The organism is Enterococcus sp. BWB1-3 (assembly GCF_016745275.1).
In the GTDB taxonomy this organism is placed as follows: domain Bacteria; phylum Bacillota; class Bacilli; order Lactobacillales; family Enterococcaceae; genus Enterococcus_L.
This window is the reverse complement of the sequence record NZ_JADOEP010000011.1, coordinates 33,922-55,690: the sequence shown is the minus strand read 5'-3', so window position 1 is coordinate 55,690 and position 21,769 is coordinate 33,922. Positions and strand designations below refer to the sequence as shown.

The following is a 21,769-nucleotide window of genomic DNA, read 5'->3' as shown; positions in this document are numbered from 1 at the left end:
ACATTCTGAAGGGTTTTTCTGTTTTTTTGGCTTTCTTCTCAAAAAAATTGAGGAGGAACAAGATGAGTTTTACAGAGGAAGTAAGGGAACAGGCAGATGAGTTGTGGAATAAAAGTAAGCAGCATCCGTTTTTAAAGGAGTTGAAAGAAGGGACACTTTCACCGGAAATATTTCGTTATTACCTGATTCAGGATAGGTATTATCTGGAGCAGTTCTCTAATATTCATCAAGCTGCTGCAGAGCTTTCAGAGGACAAAGACATAAAGAAATCATTTCTTGCCGGTGTCGCAGGCTTGGATGAAGCAGAGCTTGCTGTACGAGAAAGTTTTTTCAAAGAGCTGAGAATTGATGAAAAAGAGATACAAGCCACACCGATTGCACCAACTGCATATTATTATACTGCACATATGTATAAGGAACTGGCTTCGGGCAGTGCAGCGAGAACTGCTGCAGCACTGCTTCCCTGTTACTGGCTGTATCAGGAAATTGGAGAAATGCTGATTGAAAACGGTTCCCCGAAGCCCCTTTATCAACAATGGATTGAAACGTATGACAGTACAGGATATCAGGAAGCAGTTGACCGCCAAAGAAGGCTGACTGATTTCCTCGCTGAAAATGTCTCAGAATCAGAAAGAAACTTGATGCTTCAAAGTTTTTTAGTTAGCAGCTATCAGGAATGGAAGTTCTGGGGCATGGCCTATGAACAGGAACAGTGGGAGGAATCTTCATGTATCCATATTATTTAATTGATGAAATCAGAAAGCAAAATCCTTTGATTCATAATATTACCAATATCGTCGTTGCAAATGATTCAGCGAATGGTCTTTTGGCATTGGGTGCCTCACCATTTATGTCCTCAGCGCTTGAAGAAATGATTGAGGTGGCAATAATAGCGGATGCAACGGTTTTAAATACTGGGACCCTTTCACAGGTGCAATTGGAGGCTATGATTACTGTTGGTGAAAAAGCCAATCAGCTGAACAAACCAGTTGTGCTTGATCCTGTAGGAGTGGGTGCAACTTTGTATCGAAAAGAAGCGGTTGCACATCTGTTGACAAGCATTAGTCCAACACTGATTCGTGGAAATGCAGGAGAGATTGCTGCATTGGCAGAGAGTGATTGGACCAGTAAAGGTGTAGATGCGGGAGCCGGCTCTGCAGATATCATTGCTGCAGCGAAGAAGGTTGCGAATAAATATCAGACATTTGTATCTGTCAGCGGGGAAAAAGACGTTGTCACAGATGGACGGATTGTTTATCTTGTTGAAAATGGAACTCCTTATTTTACTTCAATGACAGGTGCCGGCTGTTTACTGTCTTCTATTTGCGGAGCGTTTTTAGCTGTTGATACAGAAACATCGCTTGAATCCGTTGTGCTGGCCAATTGCAGCTATGCACTGGCAGGTGAATCAGTTGCCGGAAAACTTAAGAGACTTGCAGTAGGAACATTTAGACAGGAGCTGCTTGATGAACTTTCTTTACTGAATCAGGAAAAAGTCGAAAAATCAGCCAGAATCAGGAGGATTGACGGATGAACAAAACAATACAGGCGTTGACAATTGCAGGATTTGACAGCGGTGGCGGAGCCGGGATGCAGGCAGATTTAAAAACGTTTCAGGAAAGATTTGTTTTTGGTACTTCTGTCCTGACGGCTTTGCCCATTCAGAATACTCAGGGAGTCAAGGCAGTCTACGACATTTCAACAGCTGCAATTATTGATCAGCTGAACGTGATACAAGAAGATTTTTCAATTGATGCAGTTAAAACAGGTATGCTGTTCACAGAAGAAATAATTCGATGTGTTGCTCAATTTTTACAGATAGCTGACTTTGGTCCGCTAGTGATTGACCCTGTGATGATTGCTAAGGGGGGGCATGCATTGCTGAAAGAAGACGCAGTTCAAGCCCTGATTGAACTGCTGTTGCCGTTGGCCGAAATAATTACACCAAATATTCCGGAAGCAGAAGCAATTAGTAAAATGACGATCACCAGTCAAGAAGACATGGCTGCAGCGGGAAAATTAATCCAATCTCTTGGAGCAAAAAATGTCGTAGTCAAAGGTGGACATCATCTTGCCGATAAAGAATCATCTGACATGCTTCTACTGTCTTCCGGTAAGATTGAGTGGCTGACGGCTGAACGAATAGACACTAAAAATACGCATGGCACGGGCTGCACCTTTTCTGCTTGTATCACAGCTGAGCTTGCAAAGGGAAAATCGGTAGAAGAAGCGGTTCGAATCGGAAAAGCATTTATCCAAGCAGCAATTACAGATGGTATAGATGTGGGCAAAGGAAATGGACCTACTAATCATTGGGCGTATCGAAAGGTAAAAATAAATGAAGAAAAATAAAAGCTATTTAGAAGTTTATTGGATTGCCGGCACTCAGGATATTCCAATAGGGAGTTTGCCGGAGGTATTGGAAGAAGCGCTGCAGTCAGGAATTACATGTTTTCAATACAGGGAAAAGGGGAAAGGCAGTCTTCAAAAATTTGAGGATCGAAAGCAAATGGCACGTATCTGTCAGAATTTGTGCCGCAAATATCAGACTCCCTTTATTGTGAATGATGATGTTGAATTGGCTCTTGAAATCGAAGCTGATGGTATTCATGTCGGGCAGGAAGACCAACATATCCTGGAGGTATTGCCGCTTTTTAAAGAAAAGATTGTTGGTCTGTCCTGTTATGATGAAAAGGAAATTAATTCAGCCAATCAGTTGAAAGGACTGTCTTATTATGGGATTGGTCCGGTTTTCGGCACTATTTCAAAAGAAGATGCAAAACCTCCGATTGGTGTTGAAAAGCTGAGCGAGCTGGTAAATAAGGCATCAAAGCCTACTGTTGCAATTGGAGGAATCAATATAAAGAATATAGCCGAGATTCTTCAGACAGAGGTCGGCGGTGCTGCAGTCATTTCAGCGGTTACACAAGCGAAATCAATTTCGCAAACCATTCGACAATTGAAAGGTCAGTTATAATTATGTGAGTCCCGCTAATTGCTGGTGTATTGATCGAATTAAAACTAATCTATGCTTCTAGTCCAAGAAGCGTGGAGCCCGCACAGGAGTAGGACAGAAATGAAGTTTCAAACTCTCTTCGTATCTGACCTGAATAAACGGCGGGACAAAGACTTCCTACTACAGAAAAATCTTGTCTCTGCAAGTCTTGCCTTGTTCGATTCTTGATACAAACGTGTCTGCTTGGAAAAGCGTTTAGAAATTTATCCAATAGCATGGAAGCACAAAATGAATCAGGGGGAAGTTCTGACTTGTCTAAATGCTTTTTATACAAAAGGTTGAGTGTTTGAAGAGATGCTCAGCCTTTTTTTGCAGCGGCTTCCTTGAAATGCAGGAAATGTTGTGTTCATTTCTAAGCGAGATACTATGAATGATAGGATTGAAAAAAGTACGAAATGCTTTTTTGGGGTATTCACATAAAATTTACATGGTTTTTTGCTGTTTTTTTGAGAAAGTGGTAAAATCAATAGGATTGACTCACAAATAAATTGTTTTAACTAAAAATGTGAGAGCAATTTCTATTTATTAACGGTATAATTAAGAAGATAGTGTGTATTTTATTATCTTTTAAAGATCATAAAATATAAAGGCAGAATATTTGAGGAAGTGAGAAAAATTAGTAAACGGAATAGAAAACCAGAACCTGTTAAAAAGTCCGTATTCCTTTGTAAAAGTGTTGATCCAGAATTTTTAGGCAGAGAAATTTATGCGGATAATGTTGAGACACCTTATAATTTTTATTTAATCCGTGAAATGAATCTGGCTAAAGATTATCAAAATCTGGCAGAAGGGGAAGCATATTTTGATGCAATCTGCGATAGCTGGGATGTAACAAAGGACTTTAATAAACTGGTCGTCAAAAAAATCTATATGTATGTTGAAACTGAAATGATGTACTATACATTATTGATGGGCAGTTTTGAACCGCTGACCAGAGATGCCAGAACGGGCTTAAAGCAGTGGCTGGCGGAGGTTGTTGTTCAAAAAGAGGAGCGTTCTCTTGTTTATAAAGGATACGAAAATGCTAATCCTGCCGAATTAAACACTGTACTGAAGCAAATAATGGAAGCATCAAATGAGATGTTCCGTTTACGTAAAATGATCGGGGAGCTTAGTGAGACCATTGGTCAGGCACGTTTGGAAGCAAAATCTCAGCCTGTTATTTCAAGAAATATACATACCATTCATCTAAAACGAGCACAGCCGATTATTGAAAACAATCCGGAATCAGTGCCTGAAGAGAAAGCTGAGAAGAAACCTGTTACAAGGGTTGCAGAAGCACCGACTGTTGAAGGCGAGTATTCTGAAGAGGACGATGTTACAATTGAAATTCAGCATGTCACTTTCGAACCTGATGAACAGGAGGAAACGACGGAAGCTGAAAAAAAGTTCAAGTTGGGGAGGGCACGAGAAACGGCCCAAGGAAATACCCGGTCAGCCGAAGAGGATATAATCTCCCAAGAAAAGGCAGCCAAAGACAATAAGAACGAAAATGAATCTCCGACAGAAAAACTGCGCCGGAAAAATCAGGAAAATCAAGTTTTGAAAGCTGAAGATTTGAAAAAGGCCAGCACTGCTGAACAATCAGAAGCTGAGGAAACAGAGCCTCAGCTGTCTGAAGAAGAAATCAGAGGTCAATTGCTTTCAAAACTGATCTTGCATCAAAAGGACTCCCGCAAGCGGACTCCGAGTAACTGGCCAAGATTTTCCAGATTGATGAAAAACAGCTGCTCAGTTCCTGCTCCAAAAAAAATACCAAATTTTTCTGTCAGTGAGATGGAAAGTCTGGAAGATGATATTTATCTGCGTTTTATGAATAAGCGAATGAATGTTCTCGGAAAGAAAAAGCAGCGTGATCAAAAACGCCGTGTAGATCAGTTCGAACTGCAGCAGCAGATTTCTCAAGCTGAATATTTGAATTATTCTTGGGGACAAGTACTGAAACAGCGCAAAGAAGATATCTTGATCTGCAATCGGCTGAGCAGTGCCAATCTTGTCGCCGGTATGGATGATTTTCTATTTGAAATGAAGAAAATCGCCAGCAAGCGGTCATTTTTCGGCAGAAAAGTTAACTGTTCCGTTGATAAGCTTAGACGGTTGGAAGGTTATGTTTTAATGGATCAATATATGCAGAAGTTAAGTCAGATTTCCAAAGAAGATTATAAATAATGTAAGAATGAATGAGAGGACGAGCTTAATGCAAGGCTCAGAACTCTCATTTTTATTTTGGTGCAACACGATTGATTACGGTTGAAATGAAGGAGCACCAAAGCTAATTTAATCTTTTCTGGTTTTATCGTTTGAATGAGTGATCAGGTGTTTTCAGGCTGCGACCGAAGAAATCACTTTATCAAATCGTTTATACGCAGGAAAAAGTCTTTTCATATTTTGACTTCCTTTAGCATAAATCATAGTGAAAAAGCAGCGATTTATAGTATAATTTTGAAGACAGCAGAAAGGTGGAGAAGGTATGAAAAAAAGTCCGATGTATGCGGTCGTAGATATTGAAACGACTGGTACGGACCCGACAGTGGATCGGATCATTCAATTTGGCTGTGTCCTGATTGAAAATGGAGAAATTGTTTCCCGTTTTTCCACCGATGTAAATCCGGGACGGAGTATCTCGCCTCAGATTCAGCATTTGACAGGAATCAGCAACAGTCAGGTACGAAAGGCGCCTTACTTTGAAGATATTGCATTGACGATCCATCATTTGCTGGCTGAAACAATTTTTGTTGCACATAATATTTATTTTGACTATTCATTTTTAAATAAGGAGCTTCAACGATGCGGCTCACCGGAATTAACTATTCCAGGAATAGATACAGTGGAATTGGCTCAGATTTTTTTTCCGACAGAAAAAAGTTTTCGCTTGGGTGATTTGTCAGAAAGCAAAGGGTTAATTCACGATAATCCTCATCAGGCTGATAGTGATGCTCAGGTTACGGCAGAACTTTTTCTGTTGATTGAAGCTAAAATCAGACGACTTCCGCTCGTTACAATGGAAGCAATTTTGTCTCTGAGTGATCAGCTGGGCATGGACACAGGAATCTATCTTCGATACTTGTTTGAACAAATGAAGGCTGATACAAAACCGTTGAATGAAAAATGGCGGGTCATTTCAGGAATTGTCTTGAAGAAAAAAGAGCTGAATTATATTGAAACACCTCTGTATAAAACAGCAGGATATCCGGAAACAAAGAAGCAAAAAGAAAAGGTTTTTGCTGATCGTCTTGTCTATAGAAAAGAACAAAGCAGAATGATGAATGATGTTTACAGACATTTTACAGATGGTGAGGAAAAGAACCTCTTCATTGAAGCGGCAACTGGTATAGGTAAAACTTTCGGTTATTTATTTCCTGCCAGCTACTTTGCTTCAACGGAAAATCCTGTTATCGTCAGTACGGTATCCATTATGCTTCAGAATCAGCTGCTGGAAAAAGATGTGGCATTTGTCAATCGCTTTTCTCCCAAAAAGCTGCAGGCAACAATCTTAAAAAGTCATCGGCATTATCTTGATCTTCAGCGGTTTAAAGAAACTTTAAATCATCCAGTTAAGCAAAAGCAGTATGCTTTATTTCAGATGAGAGTACTTGTCTGGCTGTTGGAAACAACCACGGGTGATTTGGATGAGCTGCAGCTAATTAATTTTAATCATATTTTTTGGAAAGATGTTGTTCATAGAGGGCTGGATATGCTTAAAGTAGAAGATCCGCTGTACAAGGAGGATTTTGTTCGCTTTTTATATGACAAGGCTGCACACAGCAATTTGCTGATTGTGAATCACGCTTACCTGATGCAGGAATCATTTAGAGCATCGCCCCTGCTTCCTAGAGCCTCCTCTCTGATTATTGATGAGGCACATCATTTACCGGATGTTGTTAAGCGGGCTGCACTGCAAAAAATTCTTTTTTATCCCTTTCAAAAGCAAGTAAATCAGGCTCAGGAAGAAGGCCAGTTGTTTGATCAGTTAAGTCAGCTGTTTGAAGAGCTGCCAGATGTGCGAAGGTATACAGAGATTTATCGTCGGACACTTGCAGATGTTTTAGAGGATTTTGAGGATTTCTGTTTTGAAATAGAACAGCTCCTTCAGGTGAATAGAAATGACGGAGGACAGGAGCAGGTGATTGAAAAGCTGCAGTTTGATCAGTTATCGCTTGAAGGAGAACGACTCATCCGAAGATTAGAAACCCGATTTACGGATTTAGCAGAAATCCAGCAAACGAGTCAAGCAGAAATAGAACAGCAGATAGATCGTTTTTCAATAGCTGATCGAATGAAACTAACAGATATGTTTCAACTGTTTTCAGATGTATCTGAAACAGCAGATTGCTTTGATATTTTTGTCAATGACTGGTCACCGCATTGGGTAAAAGAATACAAAATAGATAAAAATGGCAATGTAACGATTTCAGTAAATGATCTCAGTGCAGGAATGATACAAAAAGCCGGTTGGTACGGGGAATATGAGCATATTCTTTATACAGGCGGAACACTCGCATTTGGAAAGAATCATCACTACCTTCCTGATAAATTAGGATTGGAGCATTTCTCAGTAAAAGTGCTTCCTGATCCTTATAACTATGAAGAGTCTGCTCAGTTGATTGTTCCAGAATTTCCAATGGATATTAAAGAAACATCTGCTGCAGAGCTGGCTGAATATATTTCAAAAACAGTGAAAGAAGTGGCCGTTCAAGAGGATAAGCCTATTTTGGTTTTATTTACTTCTCATGACGTTCTAAAGAGGACGTATACGCATCTGCATACAGTTATGATGAACCAGGGCAGGGAAGTGATGGCACAGGGCATCAGCGGTACAAGAGAAAAGCTGTTGAAACGTTTCTATCAAAGTAAAAACAGCATCTTGCTCGGTGCGGACAGTTTCTGGGAAGGAGTGGATCTTCCGGGAGATTCTCTTCAATTGCTGATTGTGACGCGTTTGCCGTTTGAAAATCCGAAACGTCCTTTAGTTAAAGCGGAATATGAGTTTTTGGAATCAAAAGGGGTGAACTCTTTCACTTCAGAAGCATTGCCTAAAGCAGCAATGAGATTAAGACAGGCTCTGGGGCGGTTAATTCGTTCTGAAAAAGACATCGGTGTGCTGCTTGTACTGGATCGCCGCCTGATTCAGACGAAATATGGGAAGAGAATACTGAAAGCTTTGCCGAAGCAGCTTCCGGTAAAGACGCTGTCCATGGAAGATACCTTGAAGGACATTCGAAATTTTTTTAAAGAAAGAGAATAATTTTCCTGTCAATTATCAAAATAATTTTGTTTTCTGCTATAATGAAAAACAGCAAGTTTTGAAAGGAAGAACCTGATTGTGGCATCTGAAGAATTAAAAGAGCAAAAACGAGTAATCATTCTGTTGGTATTGGTTGCAATCTTACTGACAGTCATTGTGATGCTCAGTATTTTCTATATTCGGGCGACGCACCCGATGGCTCAGGCAAAACGTGAGGCAGTGAAGATTGCTGAGGAATATACGGAACTTGAAACTGTTGATAACTTTTACTGGTTTAACCGCAAGGAAACTTATTTCACAGTAACAGGAAAAGATGCGTCAGGCAAAGAAATTATTGTAATTGTTCCTGAAAAGAGCGGGAATGTTACCGTCCTTAATCAGGAGGATGGAATCAGCGAAGATCAGGCAAAACAGATGGTCGCCCAAAGTTACAAAGAAGAAGAGATACAAAAAGCAAACCTTGGCTTGTTTGATGGAGAGGTAGTTTGGGAAATCGTCGCAAAGTCAGAGGAAGGACCGTTGAACTATTACCTGATTACATTTAAGGAAGGAAAAGAAGTCAACGTTATTCAAAATATCTAACGGTAAAATTAGAGTAGCGGGGCTTTTAAGATATAACAGTCAGAAAGAAAAATAAAAAAATGAGGAGTGGGCGAATGAGACTGTCAAAAAGGGTACAACAATTGGAGTCTTCAGTGACTTTAGCTGCATCTGCTAAGGCAAAAGCTCTTAAACAGCAGGGGAAAGATGTTCTAAATCTAAGTGTGGGGGAGCCGGATTTTGCCACACCTGAGAATATCCAGAAAGCAGCTGTTCAGGCGATTACCAATGGTAAAGCCGGTTATTATACAGCATCAGCAGGAATTCCTGAGTTGAGAGCTGCAGTTACAGAAAATATTCAGAAAAACTATGGTCTTTCTTATGAAGTGAAAAATGTGATTATTACTGACGGGGCTAAATTTTCCCTGTACCTTTTGTTTCAGGCACTGTTGGATGCTGGCGACGAGGTCATTATTCCAGTACCTTATTGGGTAAGCTATGGGGAGCAAGTAAAGCTGGCAGAAGGGACTCCTGTTTTCATCACTTGTCAGCAGGATGATAATTTTAAAGTGACTGTTACCCAATTGGAAACTGCACGGACAGATAAAACCAGAATCATGATCTTAAATTCTCCATCTAACCCTACAGGAGCAATCTATTCCAAAGAGGAGCTCCTTGACATTGGGAACTGGGCTGTTAAGCACAATATTTTTATTATCTCAGATGATATTTATGGCCGTTTAGTATATAACGGAAATATTTTTACTCCGATTGCCAGCATTTCAGAAGAAATTCGCCGACAAACGATTATTGTTAATGGCGTATCCAAGTCATATGCTATGACAGGCTGGCGGATTGGGTATACTGTTGCTGATGAGCAGCTGATTTCTGCGATGAATAAGATTGCATCACAATCAACCAGTAATCCGACAGCTGTCAGCCAGTATGCGGCAGTTGAAGCTTTACTGGGTGATCAAGATACAGTGGAAACGATGCGTCAGTCGTTTGAAGAACGTCTGAATATAATTTATCCTAAAGTTGCTGAACTGCCGGGCTTTAAATTAACTAAACCTCAAGGTGCCTTCTATCTGTTCCCTAATATTGAGGAGACATTGGCTCTTTGCGGCTGTGAAACGGCGACTGAATGGGTTGATGCTCTTCTTGAGGAGGAATATGTTGCACTTGTGACAGGAGAAGGCTTTGGGATGCCTGGATATGTTAGAATGAGTTATGCAGCAGATCTTGCTGCGTTAGAGCAGGCTGTCGCACGCATTGCAGCCTTTATTGAGAGAAAAAGCAACGCCAACAAATAGAAACGACTTAATTCGGGATAGGTAAAATTGAAGGAATGGGAGAGACAACGGTGGAACAAATTCAAATTATTGATTCAAAAAGCCATGTAGGAGAAACAGTTAAAATTGGTGCATGGGTAGCAAATAAACGGTCAAGCGGGAAAATTGCCTTTTTGCAGCTTCGGGACGGTACAGCATATTTTCAGGGAATTGTTGTAAAAAACGAGGTGGGTGAAGAGGTCTTTCAGCTTGCCAAAGGATTGAATCAGGAAACAGCGGTAGTAATCACCGGAGAAATCAGAGAAGATACGCGCTCGAAATTCGGTTATGAAATTGGCATCTCGGCAATTGAAGTTGTTGGCGAAAGTCATGAGTATCCAATTACACCAAAAGAACACGGAACGGATTTTCTGATGGATCATCGTCATCTGTGGCTGCGTTCTTCCAAACAGCATGCGATTATGCAGATTCGTAATGAGCTGATTCGTGCAACTTATGAATTCTTCAACTCAAACGGTTTTGTCAAAATTGATCCGCCAATTCTTACCGGCAGCGCGCCGGAAGGTACAACCGAGCTATTCCATACGAATTACTTTGATGAAGAGGCTTATTTATCACAGAGTGGACAGTTATACATGGAAGCAGCAGCGATGGCATTTGGAAAAGTTTTTTCTTTCGGGCCTACTTTTCGGGCTGAAAAATCGAAGACTCGTCGTCATTTGATTGAGTTTTGGATGATAGAGCCTGAGATGGCCTTCATGCATCAGGAGGAGAGCCTTGAAGTTCAGGAAAAATATGTTGCTTTTCTCGTACAAAGTGTGTTGGACAACTGTGAATATGCGCTGGATGTATTGGAAAGAGACAAAGAATTGCTGAAAAAATATACAAGTCTGCCTTTCCCTAGAATTACTTATGATGATGCAGTCGAGCTTTTGAAGAAAAATGGTTTCGAAGATATTGAATGGGGAGACGATTTCGGGTCACCGCATGAAACTTTTATTGCGAACTCATTTGAACAGCCTGTCTTTATTTTGAACTATCCAAAAGCAATTAAGCCTTTCTACATGAAACCTCATCCAACTAGAGATGATGTGGTTATCTGTGCAGATATGATTGCACCGGAAGGCTACGGAGAAATTATCGGCGGTTCAGAGAGAGCAACAGATTATGAATTTCTGCTGGAGCAGATTCGTCAGCATGGACTGGATGAAAAAGAGTATTCATGGTACCTTGATTTACGCCGATACGGCTCGGTTCCTCATGCCGGCTTTGGTTTAGGACTGGAACGAACAGTAACATGGATATCAGGAATAGAACATGTGCGTGAAGCTATCCCATTCCCACGGTTGTTGAACAGATTATATCCATAAACATTAATTTACAGAGTCTTGTCGGGTAGACGTTCTTTTCAGTCGTTTTAGCCGGCAGGGCTATTTATGTATATAGTTGAAAAACCTGAGAGAGCAGTCAAAAGCAAGTAAGCTGAAAGGATAGTATGTTGTTGGCAGTTAATGGTTGAGTAAAATGAAAACGAGTGCTAGAATTTTAAACAGGAGCGATTTAGATGCTCCGTTCCTTAGTGTAGTGAAAATTTGATCAGAAACAATAGTTACTTTGTATCATTTAAACCTGTTTTGAGTGATTAGATTAAAAAGGTTTATGACAGCAGAAATTAATCATCAGTCTCTTTTGTGATATTTCCTGTTGAATAAACAAGCAAAGGCGGAAGCCCTCTCAAATTTTTACAAATCAGTTAATAGTTTCTTGTATTTTAAAGATTTTGATTGTAAAAATGAAGGAAGCAGTTTAGAAAATAGTTTGTTTATGGTAGAATTAGCCGAAAGCAAAAATAAAGGAATGACGTAAATGGGAAACCCGGCACAGGTAACAAGAAGATATTCTCGATTTCCAGCTTTTGATGATGAAGTTGGCGTAAAGATAACCCCTGAAACAAAGCGCTATTTATTCAAAGACGAATCGTCTATGCTTCAAAGCAGTGATGGAAATACAACGATGTATGCAGAGATGGATGCAGCGACACAGAACAAGCCAAAAACAAATCCGTCCCAAGCTGCAGGCAGATCTGATTTGAAGCCAGCGCATACCAAAGAACAAATCGAGGAATTAAAAAAGCATAAGTTGAATCTTCCTGATTATACAATAAACCGCAGCAGAGCAGCGGAACGTCAGAAGAAACCAAACTTATTTGGAAACATGCATAAGAAGAGTAAGGAAAACTTTGAAACGGCTGCGTTCAATAAACGAACCACTACCAGAAAAGTCACTTCATTTGGCGAGCCGAAAAAACAGGATCAAACCTACTTTGTTCCTACCTATGTTCCTGCATCTGTTATTCCAGATCAGCCAGCAGAAGAAGCAATTATATCTGATCAAGAATTGCTGGCCGCCATGCGGAAAGAACCTAAATCCTATCTGCTGATGGATCATGAGGATACCCAGTTTAAAGAAAAAAAGGAAAATGATCCGTCTGTTCAGAAGTTTAATGTTCCAAAGGAAACACCGGAAATTCCGCTGACGCGACGCCAGTATCAGCAAATTCGTCCGAACATGAAGCGTTTTGATCTAAAAGGGGAAGAAAATTTGCCGCGTTCACGTTCAGAGCTGAAATCAGCTAAAGAACAGGCAAAGAATCAGACGGCGTATGGTCAAAAGGTTTCTGAAGCAGAACAGGAACAGAAAAAGGGGATACTTGATAAATCGTTAAGCGGCATTATTGAAGATTCCCATGCTGAAATGGAAAATACAAAATATTTCAGTTAAATACGATAGATGAAAAAAGCGTACGACCATCCAATGGTCTGCGCTTTTAATCTATCTGTCCCGCTGTCAGAAAAGGAACTTCCAATCCAGCTCTATTTATTTGTTAGAATATTACTGGTTATTGTGAATTATTTTTTAGTTGATTATTTTTCTGTTTTATATGATAATGAGAAACGTACAATTTTAGCATAATTTTAATAAATAAAAGTCAATTTACATATAGAGATTAAGAGAAGAGGATCATAATGGAAAATCGTGAAAATCAACTGTATCATTTTGTGGGAATTAAAGGCTCTGGAATGAGCTCTCTTGCCCTTGTTTTATTTGAAAAGGGATATAAGGTTCAAGGCTCTGATGTGGAGGAGTACTTCTTTACACAACGGGACTTGGAAAAAGCAGGAATTCCCCTGCTGGTATTTGATGCAGAGAATATCACAAAAGATATGACAGTAATTGCCGGAAATGCGTTTCCTGATTCACATGAAGAACTGGTGCGTGCAAAAGAGCTTGGAGCAGAAATTATTCGCTACCACGACTTTATTGGGAAATTCATCCAGCCTTATACAAGTATCGCTGTAACTGGCTCTCATGGTAAAACCGGTACAACAGGATTGCTTTCTCATATATTGAGCGGCATCAAGCCAACCAGCTACCTGATTGGCGACGGCACAGGTCATGGTGTTCCCGATGCAGAATTTTTTGCATTTGAAGCCTGCGAATATCGTCGGCACTTTTTAGCATACTCTCCTGACTATGTAATAATGACGAATATTGATTTTGATCATCCAGATTATTACAAGAGTATTGATGATGTATTTTCAGCATTTCAAAAAATGGCAAATCAGGTTAAAAAAGGAATTTTTGCGTATGGTGATGATAAGTATCTTCGTAAGCTTGAAGCGGATGTTCCTATCTATTACTATGGCATGAATGAAGAGGATGATATTCAGGCTAAAAATATTGAACGGACAACAACTGGTTCCGTTTTTGATGTTTACCATGGCAAGGAATTTGTCGGGCACTTTGATCTTCCTGCTTTTGGCGAGCATAACATTATGAATGCCTTGGGTGTGATTGCTGTTGCTTATTTTGAAGGTCTGAATATGGAAAAAGTTGCTGAAGAAATGCTGACTTTTAAAGGTGTGAAACGCCGCTTTACTGAAAAAAAGGTTGGAAAAGTTGTCATTGTGGATGATTATGCGCATCATCCAACTGAAATAAAAGCAACCATCGATGGTGCCCGTCAAAAATATCCGGATAGAGAAATTGTTGCTGTTTTTCAGCCTCATACCTTTACCAGGACCATTGCATTGATGGATGAATTTGCAGAAGCTCTGGATTTGGCTGATTATGTTTTCCTGTGTGACATCTTTGGCTCTGCCAGAGAAGAGCAGGGAAATGTTAAGATTGAAGATCTGGGTAATCGAATTAAAAAGGGCGGTCAGGTTATTCAGGAAGACAATGTCTCTCCATTGCTTGATTATGAAGAAGCAGTAGTTGTTTTCATGGGAGCCGGAGACGTACAAAAATTCGAACAAGCTTATGAAACACTTTTAAGCAATACAACTAGAAATGTACTGTAATTTTGAAATCTATGAATAAAGTCAATTTTAAACTGTAGAGAACTGTTCGTTTATCCGACGACTCTTTACAGTTTTTTTATTTTAGATTTCTAAAAGAGGGGCAGTAATAGTTTCAGAAGACGGGGATGATCATTATTGATTTCTGGAAACTTAGAAAGTATGCTGATTTAAAATACTTTTTTATGAGAATAAATAATTCGAAGGATTTCTATAAATTTTTGGTTTGTTTTATAGTATATAATTTTTTAATAAAAAAATCTGTTCAATAGAATTGAGCCTGCCTGCTATTATCTGGACTTTCATAATTTATATTTAGGACCTGACTGAAAATAATAGCAAAAAATCTTTGTACTATTTTCATGAAAATCATCATTATAAAGACTCGTTTATAAAATATATCGCCAGTCCTTCTTACCTAGTGTTAAGCTAGAAGGATGGTATGCAAAGCTCTGATGAAATAAATGAATAAACAGGTATGCCCCGTCTAAGAGATTGCTGGTATGCGTACGAGGATAAGTCTTATTTTTCCAACCATTGTCTGTAGAAAAATGAATATACTAAAATGAGCCAATTTCATTTAAGGGATATCTGTTGAAACTACATATACTATTCCACTAACGAACTTTCTACTACAAAAAAATTTGTATCTATAAGACTCACTAAACTACACTACACTTCGTTTCGATCTCATCAATTTCTAAATGGCAAAGCCACTAAGAATTGAAGGACTTCGTTTCGATCTCAACAATTTCTAAATGGCAGAGCCATTAAGAATTGAAGGACTTTGTTCGATTCTCCATACAAACGCGTCTACTTGGAAAAGCGTTATTATGTCTTGTATACCTCTGAGACATGCGACGAGCATTCAGAGAAGTGTAGGAGCAAGTTTTTATGCGACGAGCATTCGAAGAAGTGTAGGAGCAAGTTTTTATGCGACGAGCATTCGAAGAAGCGTAGGAGCAACTCTTTATTTCGCTTCTCGATAGTCTTAGACACGCTCCAGTCTTATAACAATAGCTGGGAAGTTTTTATACATCATTGGGCTTGTTTAAATCACCATTAGTTTTTCATTTGAAAAACTTAAAAATTCGTTGACGGCGTTTTCTTAATGGTGTATATTTGGCTTAATAAATGGATAGTTATTATTAAGTTAAGCTAGACCTAAACAATACCTGCAAAGGATAATGTTTAGGTCTTTTTCTATGTTCAGGTTTGGGTTACAAACAAATGGGGGTAGGTTGTTTTGAAAATTCTAAGAATTCTAAATAATAACGTTGTGATTGTTTTGAATGAGGATAATGAAGAAGTGATATTAACAGGAAATGGTTTAGGATTTCAAAAGAAGCTTGGTACTGAAGTGGACAACTCAAAAATTGAAAAAGTATTTGAGCTGAAAAATCAGGTGGAGACAGAACAAATTAAAAAATTATTCTCAGAAATACCTGAAGAAATAATAGATATTTCTTACAAAACAATTTCAAATGCTAAAAAAATTTTGAATAAAGAATTGAATGAAACATCATTTATTGCAATTGCCGATCACTTGCATTCATCTATCCAGCGCAGCAGGAAAAATATCCAAGTAAAGAATTTTCTGCTTTGGGATATTAAGCGCTTTTTCCCAGAGGAATTGGAGATTGCCAGAGAGACCATTCGAACAGTCAACTATCAGTTAAATGCAGAGCTAAGCGACGATGAAGCAGGGTTTTTAGCGTTGCATATTACAAATGCTGAAATTGACAGTAATCATGATGATGCAGTCAGTCTTACACAACTGATTGAAGAAATATTGACGGTCATAAAATATACCTTGCGTATTAATTTTGTTGAAAATGATATTTATTTTCAACGGTTTATTACACACTTAAAATTTTTTTCAGAACGTGTATTACGCGATAACCCAGTAGATCAGGAAGAAAATCAGATTGAGAATGAGCTGTTTTCTCTGGTCAGTAAACAATACCCGGAGGCTTTTGAAGCAACGAAGAAAGTTTCTGAATTGTTAAAAACCCGTCGTGATTATGATATTTCAAAGGATGAGCAAGTTTATATCACAATACATTTAGCCAGAATCATTGAAAAAAACTGTGACTGAGGAAGTAAATTCCTTAAGATAAAAAAGGAAGAAAGGAGCGCAGAATGACAGTATACCTGTGGAAAGGATCTGGATCGTGACATTGAGTTGGCGAGACCTCTGAATAAAAATAATAAACATAAATTTGGAGGAAAGAAAATGGGTAAATATGAGGAGTTAGCAAAAAATATCGTGTGAGAAGTTGGAGGCAAGGAAAACGTTAATTCATTAACAAACTGTATTACACGCCTTCGTTTTAAATTGAAAGATGAAAGTAAAGCAAATACAGAAGTATTGAAAAATATGGATGGGGTTGTTACTGTTATGCAGGCGGGCGGACAATACCAAGTAGTTATTGGGAATCACGTTCCGGATGTTCGTAAAGACGTAGACAGTGTTTTGGGCGTATTGGAGCCGGTAGTTGATGATGGACCTAAAGGGAACTTATTCGATCGATTTGTAGACATGATTTCAGGCATTTTTCAGCCAATTCTTGCACCATTATCTGCAGCAGGTATGCTGAAAGGTGTGAATGCAGTTTTGGCATTTGCTTTAGGTGCTGAGTTTTCAGCAAGCTCAACATACGCTGTTATTAATGCTATGGGAGACGGCTTGTTCCTGTTTCTACCGATCTTTATCGGATATACAGCAATGAAAAAATTTGGCGGTTCTCCATTCCTTGGAATGATGATCGCTTCAAGTTTAGTTTATACTGGCTTTATTGACGGTTCTGCAACAGCGACATTTGCTGAAAGCGGAGGTCTGAATTTCTTTGGAATTCCATTCTCGATCCCAGCTGCTGGTTACGGTTCAACCGTTATGCCGATCATTGCGTCAACAGCATTTGCTGCGCTGCTTGAGAAGCAGCTGAGGAAGATCATTCCAGATGTAGTAAAACTATTTCTGGTGCCATTCTTTACAGCATTAATCACAATCCCATTGACCTTCTTAATTATTGGACCGATCATGAACGTGGTTGCTGATGGCTTGGGAAATGGGCTGCTTGCTGTTCAAGATTTCAATCCAATTATTTTTGGAGCAATCCTTGGATTCTCTTGGCAGATTCTCGTAATGTTCGGTATGCACTGGGCACTGATTCCCTTTGTTATTATTGCCCTATCTCAAGGTGAACCAACTGCCCTGTTAACTGCATCAGGAAGTGTATCTTTTGCCCAGACAGGGGCTGTTCTTGCAGTAATGCTGAAAACAAAAAATGCAAAATTGAAGGAACTATCTATACCTGCTTTCATTTCAGGAATTTTCGGAGTAACTGAACCGGCAATTTATGGTATTACTTTACCGAAAAAGAAACCTTTCTGGGCTTCTTGTGCTGTCGGTGCTGTTACTGGAGCAATTGCAATGGGCTTGGGTATTCAAGCATATCAAATGGGTGGGCTTGGAATCTTTAGATATACCGGTCAAATTTGCAGTTTATAGTATGATTTTAGATGCAATTGCTGTTGCAGCTGGTTTTGCACTGGCTTGGGTATTAGGATTTAAAGATGATGAGCCTACGGCAGCTCTGTCAAAAGAAGAGGCAAAAAAGGCGGCTATCGGTCAAAAAAAGCAATTGGGTAAAGAAGAAGTTGATTCACCACTGGAAGGAAATGTTCTTCCTCTTTGTGAAGCTAGAGATGCTGCGTTCTCAGAAGGTATTATGGGGAAAGGTGTTGTGATTGAACCAACTGTTGGTGAGGTTGTTGCACCATTTGACGGAACAGTAATGACGCTGTTCCCTACAAAACATGCCATTGGTTTAATTTCAGACAATGGAACAGAGGTGCTGATTCACATAGGTATTGACACTGTGCAGCTTGAAGGAGAAGGATTTGAAGCGTTTGTTGAACAACATGCAAAAGTGAAAAAAGGTGATAAGCTGGTGACTTTTGATATTAAAGCGATTGAGGAAGCCGGTTACAGTACACAGGTACCAATTATAGTTACAAATACACCAGATTATGCGGATGTGATAGCATCTTCCAAATCATCAGTGAAAAAAGGCGAGGTACTGATTACTGCTGTCATCTCAAACTGATAAGCTAATACAGCAAACGATGAATTAACGACAGCGGTCGGAAAATTTTATCAGCAAAGTAGGCTGTGACAAAGCTTCCCCATACGTCGAGTCATCGCAGTAGCAAATGGTTCCTACGCTTCTTACGAATGCTCGGATCATACAAAGACTAGAGTACCGTTTATTCGGCTTTAGGGGTCTGGTCTCAGACATACTTATGTCACAGGCCCCTTCTGTTTTAAAAAATGATATTAATCAGCAAAGGAGATAAATGATGAGTTTTCCAAAAGATTTTTTATGGGGCGGTGCAACAGCTGCCAATCAATGTGAAGGGGCATGGAATGTAGACGGTAAAGGAGATTCCATCAGTGATCATAATAGAGCTGGAAGTCGTACTTCCGGCATACATCGTTCATTTGATCCGGTAATTGATACAGATAAATATTATTATCCAAGTCATACAGGGATCGATTTTTATCATCGGTACAAAGAGGATATTGCACTATTTGCAGAAATGGGTTATAAAGTTTATCGCATGTCAATCGCATGGACACGGATTTTCCCCAACGGCGATGAAGAGACACCAAATGAAGCAGGTTTACAATTTTATGATGATGTATTTGATGAGCTGGCAAAATATGGGATCGAACCACTTGTGACTATTTCGCATTTTGAGCTGCCCTTTCATTTAGGAAAAACATATGATGGTTTTCTGGATAAACGAACAATCGACTTTTATGAAAACTATGCGACCACTCTTTTTGAACGCTACAAAGACAAAGTGAAATACTGGCTGACTTTTAACGAGATTAACTTTGGAACAATGGAGCATGGAAAACGGATTAATGGTCTGTTCAATCGTGAGTATACGGAAACAGAACAGTATCAGGCACTGCATAATGTTTTTCTTGCTTCAGCACGTGCAGTAGTTGCCGGTCATAAGATTAATCCCGAGTTTAAAATTGGCTGCATGCTGGCATATATAACCATGTATCCAAAAACTTGTCGTCCGGAAGATGTTCTGAAAACACAGCAAATTAATGATAAATTCAATTACTTCTGCGGTGATGTTCAGGTTAAAGGGAAATATCCATATTTTATTAAGCGCTATTTTGAAAAAAATGACATTCAGATTGATATCACAAAAGAAGATGAAGAGCTGTTAGCCGCTGGAACGGTGGATTATTACACATTCAGCTATTATATGACGACTTGTGTGACTGATGATATTGACAATCGTGATGATAAAACGGGTGGAAATCTTTTCGGCGGAGTGTCTAACGAATATCTGGAAACAAGCGACTGGGGGTGGCAAATCGATCCTGTTGGATTGCGCTACACACTAAATCAGATTTATTCACGTTATGAAGTTCCGCTGATGGTCGTTGAAAATGGATTAGGTGCTTTTGATAGCGTTGAAACAGACGGTTCGATTAATGATGACTATCGTATTGATTACTTCAAGCGCCACATTATTGAAATGGAGAAAGCCATTGATGATGGGGTAGACTTAATCGGCTTCACTCCATGGGGCTGTATTGATGTTATCAGTGCTGGAACTGGTGAAATGAGCAAACGCTATGGCTTTATCTATGTAGACCGTGACGATGAAGGAAATGGCTCGCTGGAAAGAAGCAGAAAAAAATCTTTCTATTGGTACAAACAGGTCATTGAATCAAATGGTGAAAATCTTTTAAATGGCTGAGTTGAACAGGTTGTATTAGATTTTTTCAGTCATTAAAAAATGAATGCAGAAAAAGGTTTGGATGAGAGAAATTCCAAATCTTTTTTTGCTGAGAAAAAATGTTTAAAAATGTAAGCGAAAGGGATATCAAGCATTTTTCAGGAAGTGAAAAGAGGAAGAAAAATGGTTGTCCGAAACGCTTTTACAACTAAATGATGCATCTCCAAAATGCGGATTAGCGGTCTCCCACTATCTAAGTATGCACCCAAATGTGTTGCTTCCCGTTTCCCCCTACTTGCCTTTTGCAGTGTTTTTGGTACAATAATCTTATCATTAATGGAGGTGTACTAATTTGAACATCGGAAAACCGAGAAAATTAGGCAAAACCATCGAAGATATTGAGGAAGGTGATTCGTTGTCTTTGACGGAATCAATCGAAGACAAGGATCTGCTGCTTTATTTAGGCTTAACGAATGATGCAAACCCTCTTTATATCCAACATGATTATGCCAAACAAACTGAATATCAAAAGCCGATCGTACCATCGATCATGTTGATGGGCATCATAACAAGTGCCATTTCAAAGCATTTGCCTGGACCGGGCTCTCACGTCGTCAATTTTTCCATTAACTTTCTGGAACCAGTTTTTCACTATGAAACACTGACGTTTCAATTTGAAGTAATCAAAATTGACAAGATGAAAGATGTTGTTACAATCTCAATTGAGGCAGTTAACGAAGAGGAAAACAGAGTATTGGATGCTGTTGTATTAGTACAGCCGCCAAAACATGTAGATTTAGAGGAACCAGAAGAGAAAGAAGGGGTCAGAAATGAATCAGTTTGAAACAACGAAAATCCAAGATGGACTAAATAATTTTTATGCAAAAGTTTATGGCTTTTTGGCAATGGGAATCGGAATCAGTGCCATCATTTCTTACATTGTTTTAGAAGTTTATGCTTACCAAATTTTCACGATTTTTTATAAGTATCCACTTGCCTTTACGGGGATGTGGATTGTAGAGATTGCTTTGGTCCTCTTTTTGGCTGCCAAAGCACAGAAAAATCCAACATTGGCAATTGGCGGGTTCATTGTTTATTCAATGATTAACGGACTGACTCTCGCAGTTACTGTTGCAATGTATACTCCGGCAACAGTCGTTTCGGCTTTTGTCAGTGCGGCATCTACATTTGGCTGTATGGCTTTGGTCGGTGTGTTGACGAAGAAAGATCTGTCAGGAATGGGTAGAGCATTATATGCCGCATTGTTTGGAATTATTATCGCTGTTCTGTTGAATGCGTTCATTTTCCAAAGCAGCGGAATGGATTACGCAGTATCAATCATAATTGTGCTGGTCTTTTCCGGATTAACCGCATATGACAATCAGCGAATCCGCAATATCTACTTTGAAACAAATGGAACAGCTGGAAATGGGATTGCTGTATTTATGGCTTTACAGCTGTATCTTAATTTCATTAATTTGTTTTTGGCATTCCTGCGAATTTTTTCAAGAGACTAAATCAATATTTATGGGGTTGGGAA

Annotated in this window: 15 protein-coding genes and 1 pseudogene; all 16 read left to right on the top strand. The window is 39.3% G+C overall.

All coding sequences use genetic code 11. The features are described 5' to 3' along the window. The first annotated feature begins 62 nt into the window (after window positions 1-62). The 16 genes and pseudogenes from tenA to IW492_RS09315 all read left to right on the top strand — a co-directional run bounded on the left by tenA (window position 63) and on the right by IW492_RS09315 (window position 21,746). Window positions 63-746 (top strand): thiaminase II, encoded by a 684-nt coding sequence (tenA, locus tag IW492_RS09390; protein ID WP_202067358.1) that lies wholly within the window; start codon window positions 63-65, stop codon window positions 744-746. After that, on the top strand, window positions 728-1,534 hold the full coding sequence (gene thiM / locus IW492_RS09385) for a hydroxyethylthiazole kinase (RefSeq protein WP_202067357.1): 807 nt from the start codon (window positions 728-730) through the stop codon (window positions 1,532-1,534). The genes tenA and thiM overlap by 19 nt, the downstream gene beginning before the upstream one ends. Then, entirely contained in the window at window positions 1,531-2,352 is an 822-nt protein-coding gene (gene thiD, locus IW492_RS09380; protein WP_202067356.1) for a bifunctional hydroxymethylpyrimidine kinase/phosphomethylpyrimidine kinase, read from the top strand. The genes thiM and thiD overlap by 4 nt, the downstream gene beginning before the upstream one ends. After that, window positions 2,339-2,977: a thiamine phosphate synthase gene (gene thiE, locus IW492_RS09375; RefSeq protein WP_202067355.1), complete on the top strand. Its 639-nt coding sequence runs from the start codon at window positions 2,339-2,341 to the stop codon at window positions 2,975-2,977. Before thiD ends, thiE begins: the two co-directional genes overlap by 14 nt. A gap of 645 nt (window positions 2,978-3,622) precedes the next feature. After that, on the top strand, window positions 3,623-5,185 hold the full coding sequence (locus IW492_RS09370; RefSeq protein WP_202067354.1) for a hypothetical protein: 1,563 nt from the start codon (window positions 3,623-3,625) through the stop codon (window positions 5,183-5,185). A 301-nt stretch (window positions 5,186-5,486) separates the two neighbouring features. Next, window positions 5,487-8,261, top strand: coding sequence for a helicase C-terminal domain-containing protein (locus IW492_RS09365; RefSeq protein WP_202067353.1), 2,775 nt, complete (start codon window positions 5,487-5,489; stop codon window positions 8,259-8,261). 78 nt (window positions 8,262-8,339) lie between these two features. Beyond that, window positions 8,340-8,843 (top strand): cell wall elongation regulator TseB-like domain-containing protein, encoded by a 504-nt coding sequence (locus tag IW492_RS09360; RefSeq protein ID WP_420705991.1) that lies wholly within the window; start codon window positions 8,340-8,342, stop codon window positions 8,841-8,843. A 74-nt stretch (window positions 8,844-8,917) separates the two neighbouring features. After that, the gene (locus IW492_RS09355; protein ID WP_202067352.1) at window positions 8,918-10,114 is read left to right on the top strand and encodes a pyridoxal phosphate-dependent aminotransferase; all 1,197 of its coding nucleotides are present in this window, start codon (window positions 8,918-8,920) and stop codon (window positions 10,112-10,114) included. A 50-nt stretch (window positions 10,115-10,164) separates the two neighbouring features. Next, window positions 10,165-11,463: an asparagine--tRNA ligase gene (gene asnS / locus IW492_RS09350; protein ID WP_202067351.1), complete on the top strand. Its 1,299-nt coding sequence runs from the start codon at window positions 10,165-10,167 to the stop codon at window positions 11,461-11,463. A gap of 496 nt (window positions 11,464-11,959) precedes the next feature. Continuing rightward, window positions 11,960-12,874 carry a hypothetical protein gene (locus IW492_RS09345; RefSeq protein WP_202067350.1) on the top strand — a complete coding sequence of 305 codons (915 nt, stop codon included), beginning with the start codon at window positions 11,960-11,962 and terminating at the stop codon, window positions 12,872-12,874. Between the two features lie 245 nt (window positions 12,875-13,119). After that, on the top strand, window positions 13,120-14,457 hold the full coding sequence (gene murC, locus IW492_RS09340; RefSeq protein ID WP_202067349.1) for a UDP-N-acetylmuramate--L-alanine ligase: 1,338 nt from the start codon (window positions 13,120-13,122) through the stop codon (window positions 14,455-14,457). Between the two features lie 1,243 nt (window positions 14,458-15,700). Continuing rightward, a complete protein-coding gene (gene licT, locus IW492_RS09335) occupies window positions 15,701-16,552 on the top strand; it encodes a BglG family transcription antiterminator LicT (protein ID WP_202067348.1) in 852 nt (283 codons plus the stop codon). A 138-nt stretch (window positions 16,553-16,690) separates the two neighbouring features. Continuing rightward, a pseudogene (locus IW492_RS09330) lies at window positions 16,691-18,566 on the top strand (beta-glucoside-specific PTS transporter subunit IIABC). A 253-nt stretch (window positions 18,567-18,819) separates the two neighbouring features. Then, window positions 18,820-20,250 (top strand): glycoside hydrolase family 1 protein, encoded by a 1,431-nt coding sequence (locus IW492_RS09325; protein ID WP_330927766.1) that lies wholly within the window; start codon window positions 18,820-18,822, stop codon window positions 20,248-20,250. 331 nt (window positions 20,251-20,581) lie between these two features. Further along, window positions 20,582-21,073, top strand: a complete 492-nt coding sequence (locus tag IW492_RS09320; protein WP_202067346.1) for a MaoC/PaaZ C-terminal domain-containing protein — start codon at window positions 20,582-20,584, stop codon at window positions 21,071-21,073. Next, on the top strand, window positions 21,060-21,746 hold the full coding sequence (locus tag IW492_RS09315; protein ID WP_202067345.1) for a Bax inhibitor-1/YccA family protein: 687 nt from the start codon (window positions 21,060-21,062) through the stop codon (window positions 21,744-21,746). Before IW492_RS09320 ends, IW492_RS09315 begins: the two co-directional genes overlap by 14 nt. Window positions 21,747-21,769 lie beyond the last annotated feature (23 nt).

Bases quoted from the DNA above. Each gene is read 5' to 3' on its own strand.
- tenA (WP_202067358.1), top strand. From the start codon at position 63: ATGAGTTTTACAGAGGAAGTAAGGGAACAGGCAGATGAGTTGTGGAAT.
- thiM (WP_202067357.1), top strand. From the start codon at position 728: ATGTATCCATATTATTTAATTGATGAAATCAGAAAGCAAAATCCTTTG.
- thiD (WP_202067356.1), top strand. From the start codon at position 1,531: ATGAACAAAACAATACAGGCGTTGACAATTGCAGGATTTGACAGCGGT.
- thiE (WP_202067355.1), top strand. From the start codon at position 2,339: ATGAAGAAAAATAAAAGCTATTTAGAAGTTTATTGGATTGCCGGCACT.
- IW492_RS09365 (WP_202067353.1), top strand. From the start codon at position 5,487: ATGAAAAAAAGTCCGATGTATGCGGTCGTAGATATTGAAACGACTGGT.
- IW492_RS09355 (WP_202067352.1), top strand. From the start codon at position 8,918: ATGAGACTGTCAAAAAGGGTACAACAATTGGAGTCTTCAGTGACTTTA.
- IW492_RS09345 (WP_202067350.1), top strand. From the start codon at position 11,960: ATGGGAAACCCGGCACAGGTAACAAGAAGATATTCTCGATTTCCAGCT.
- murC (WP_202067349.1), top strand. From the start codon at position 13,120: ATGGAAAATCGTGAAAATCAACTGTATCATTTTGTGGGAATTAAAGGC.
- IW492_RS09325 (WP_330927766.1), top strand. From the start codon at position 18,820: ATGAGTTTTCCAAAAGATTTTTTATGGGGCGGTGCAACAGCTGCCAAT.
- IW492_RS09315 (WP_202067345.1), top strand. From the start codon at position 21,060: ATGAATCAGTTTGAAACAACGAAAATCCAAGATGGACTAAATAATTTT.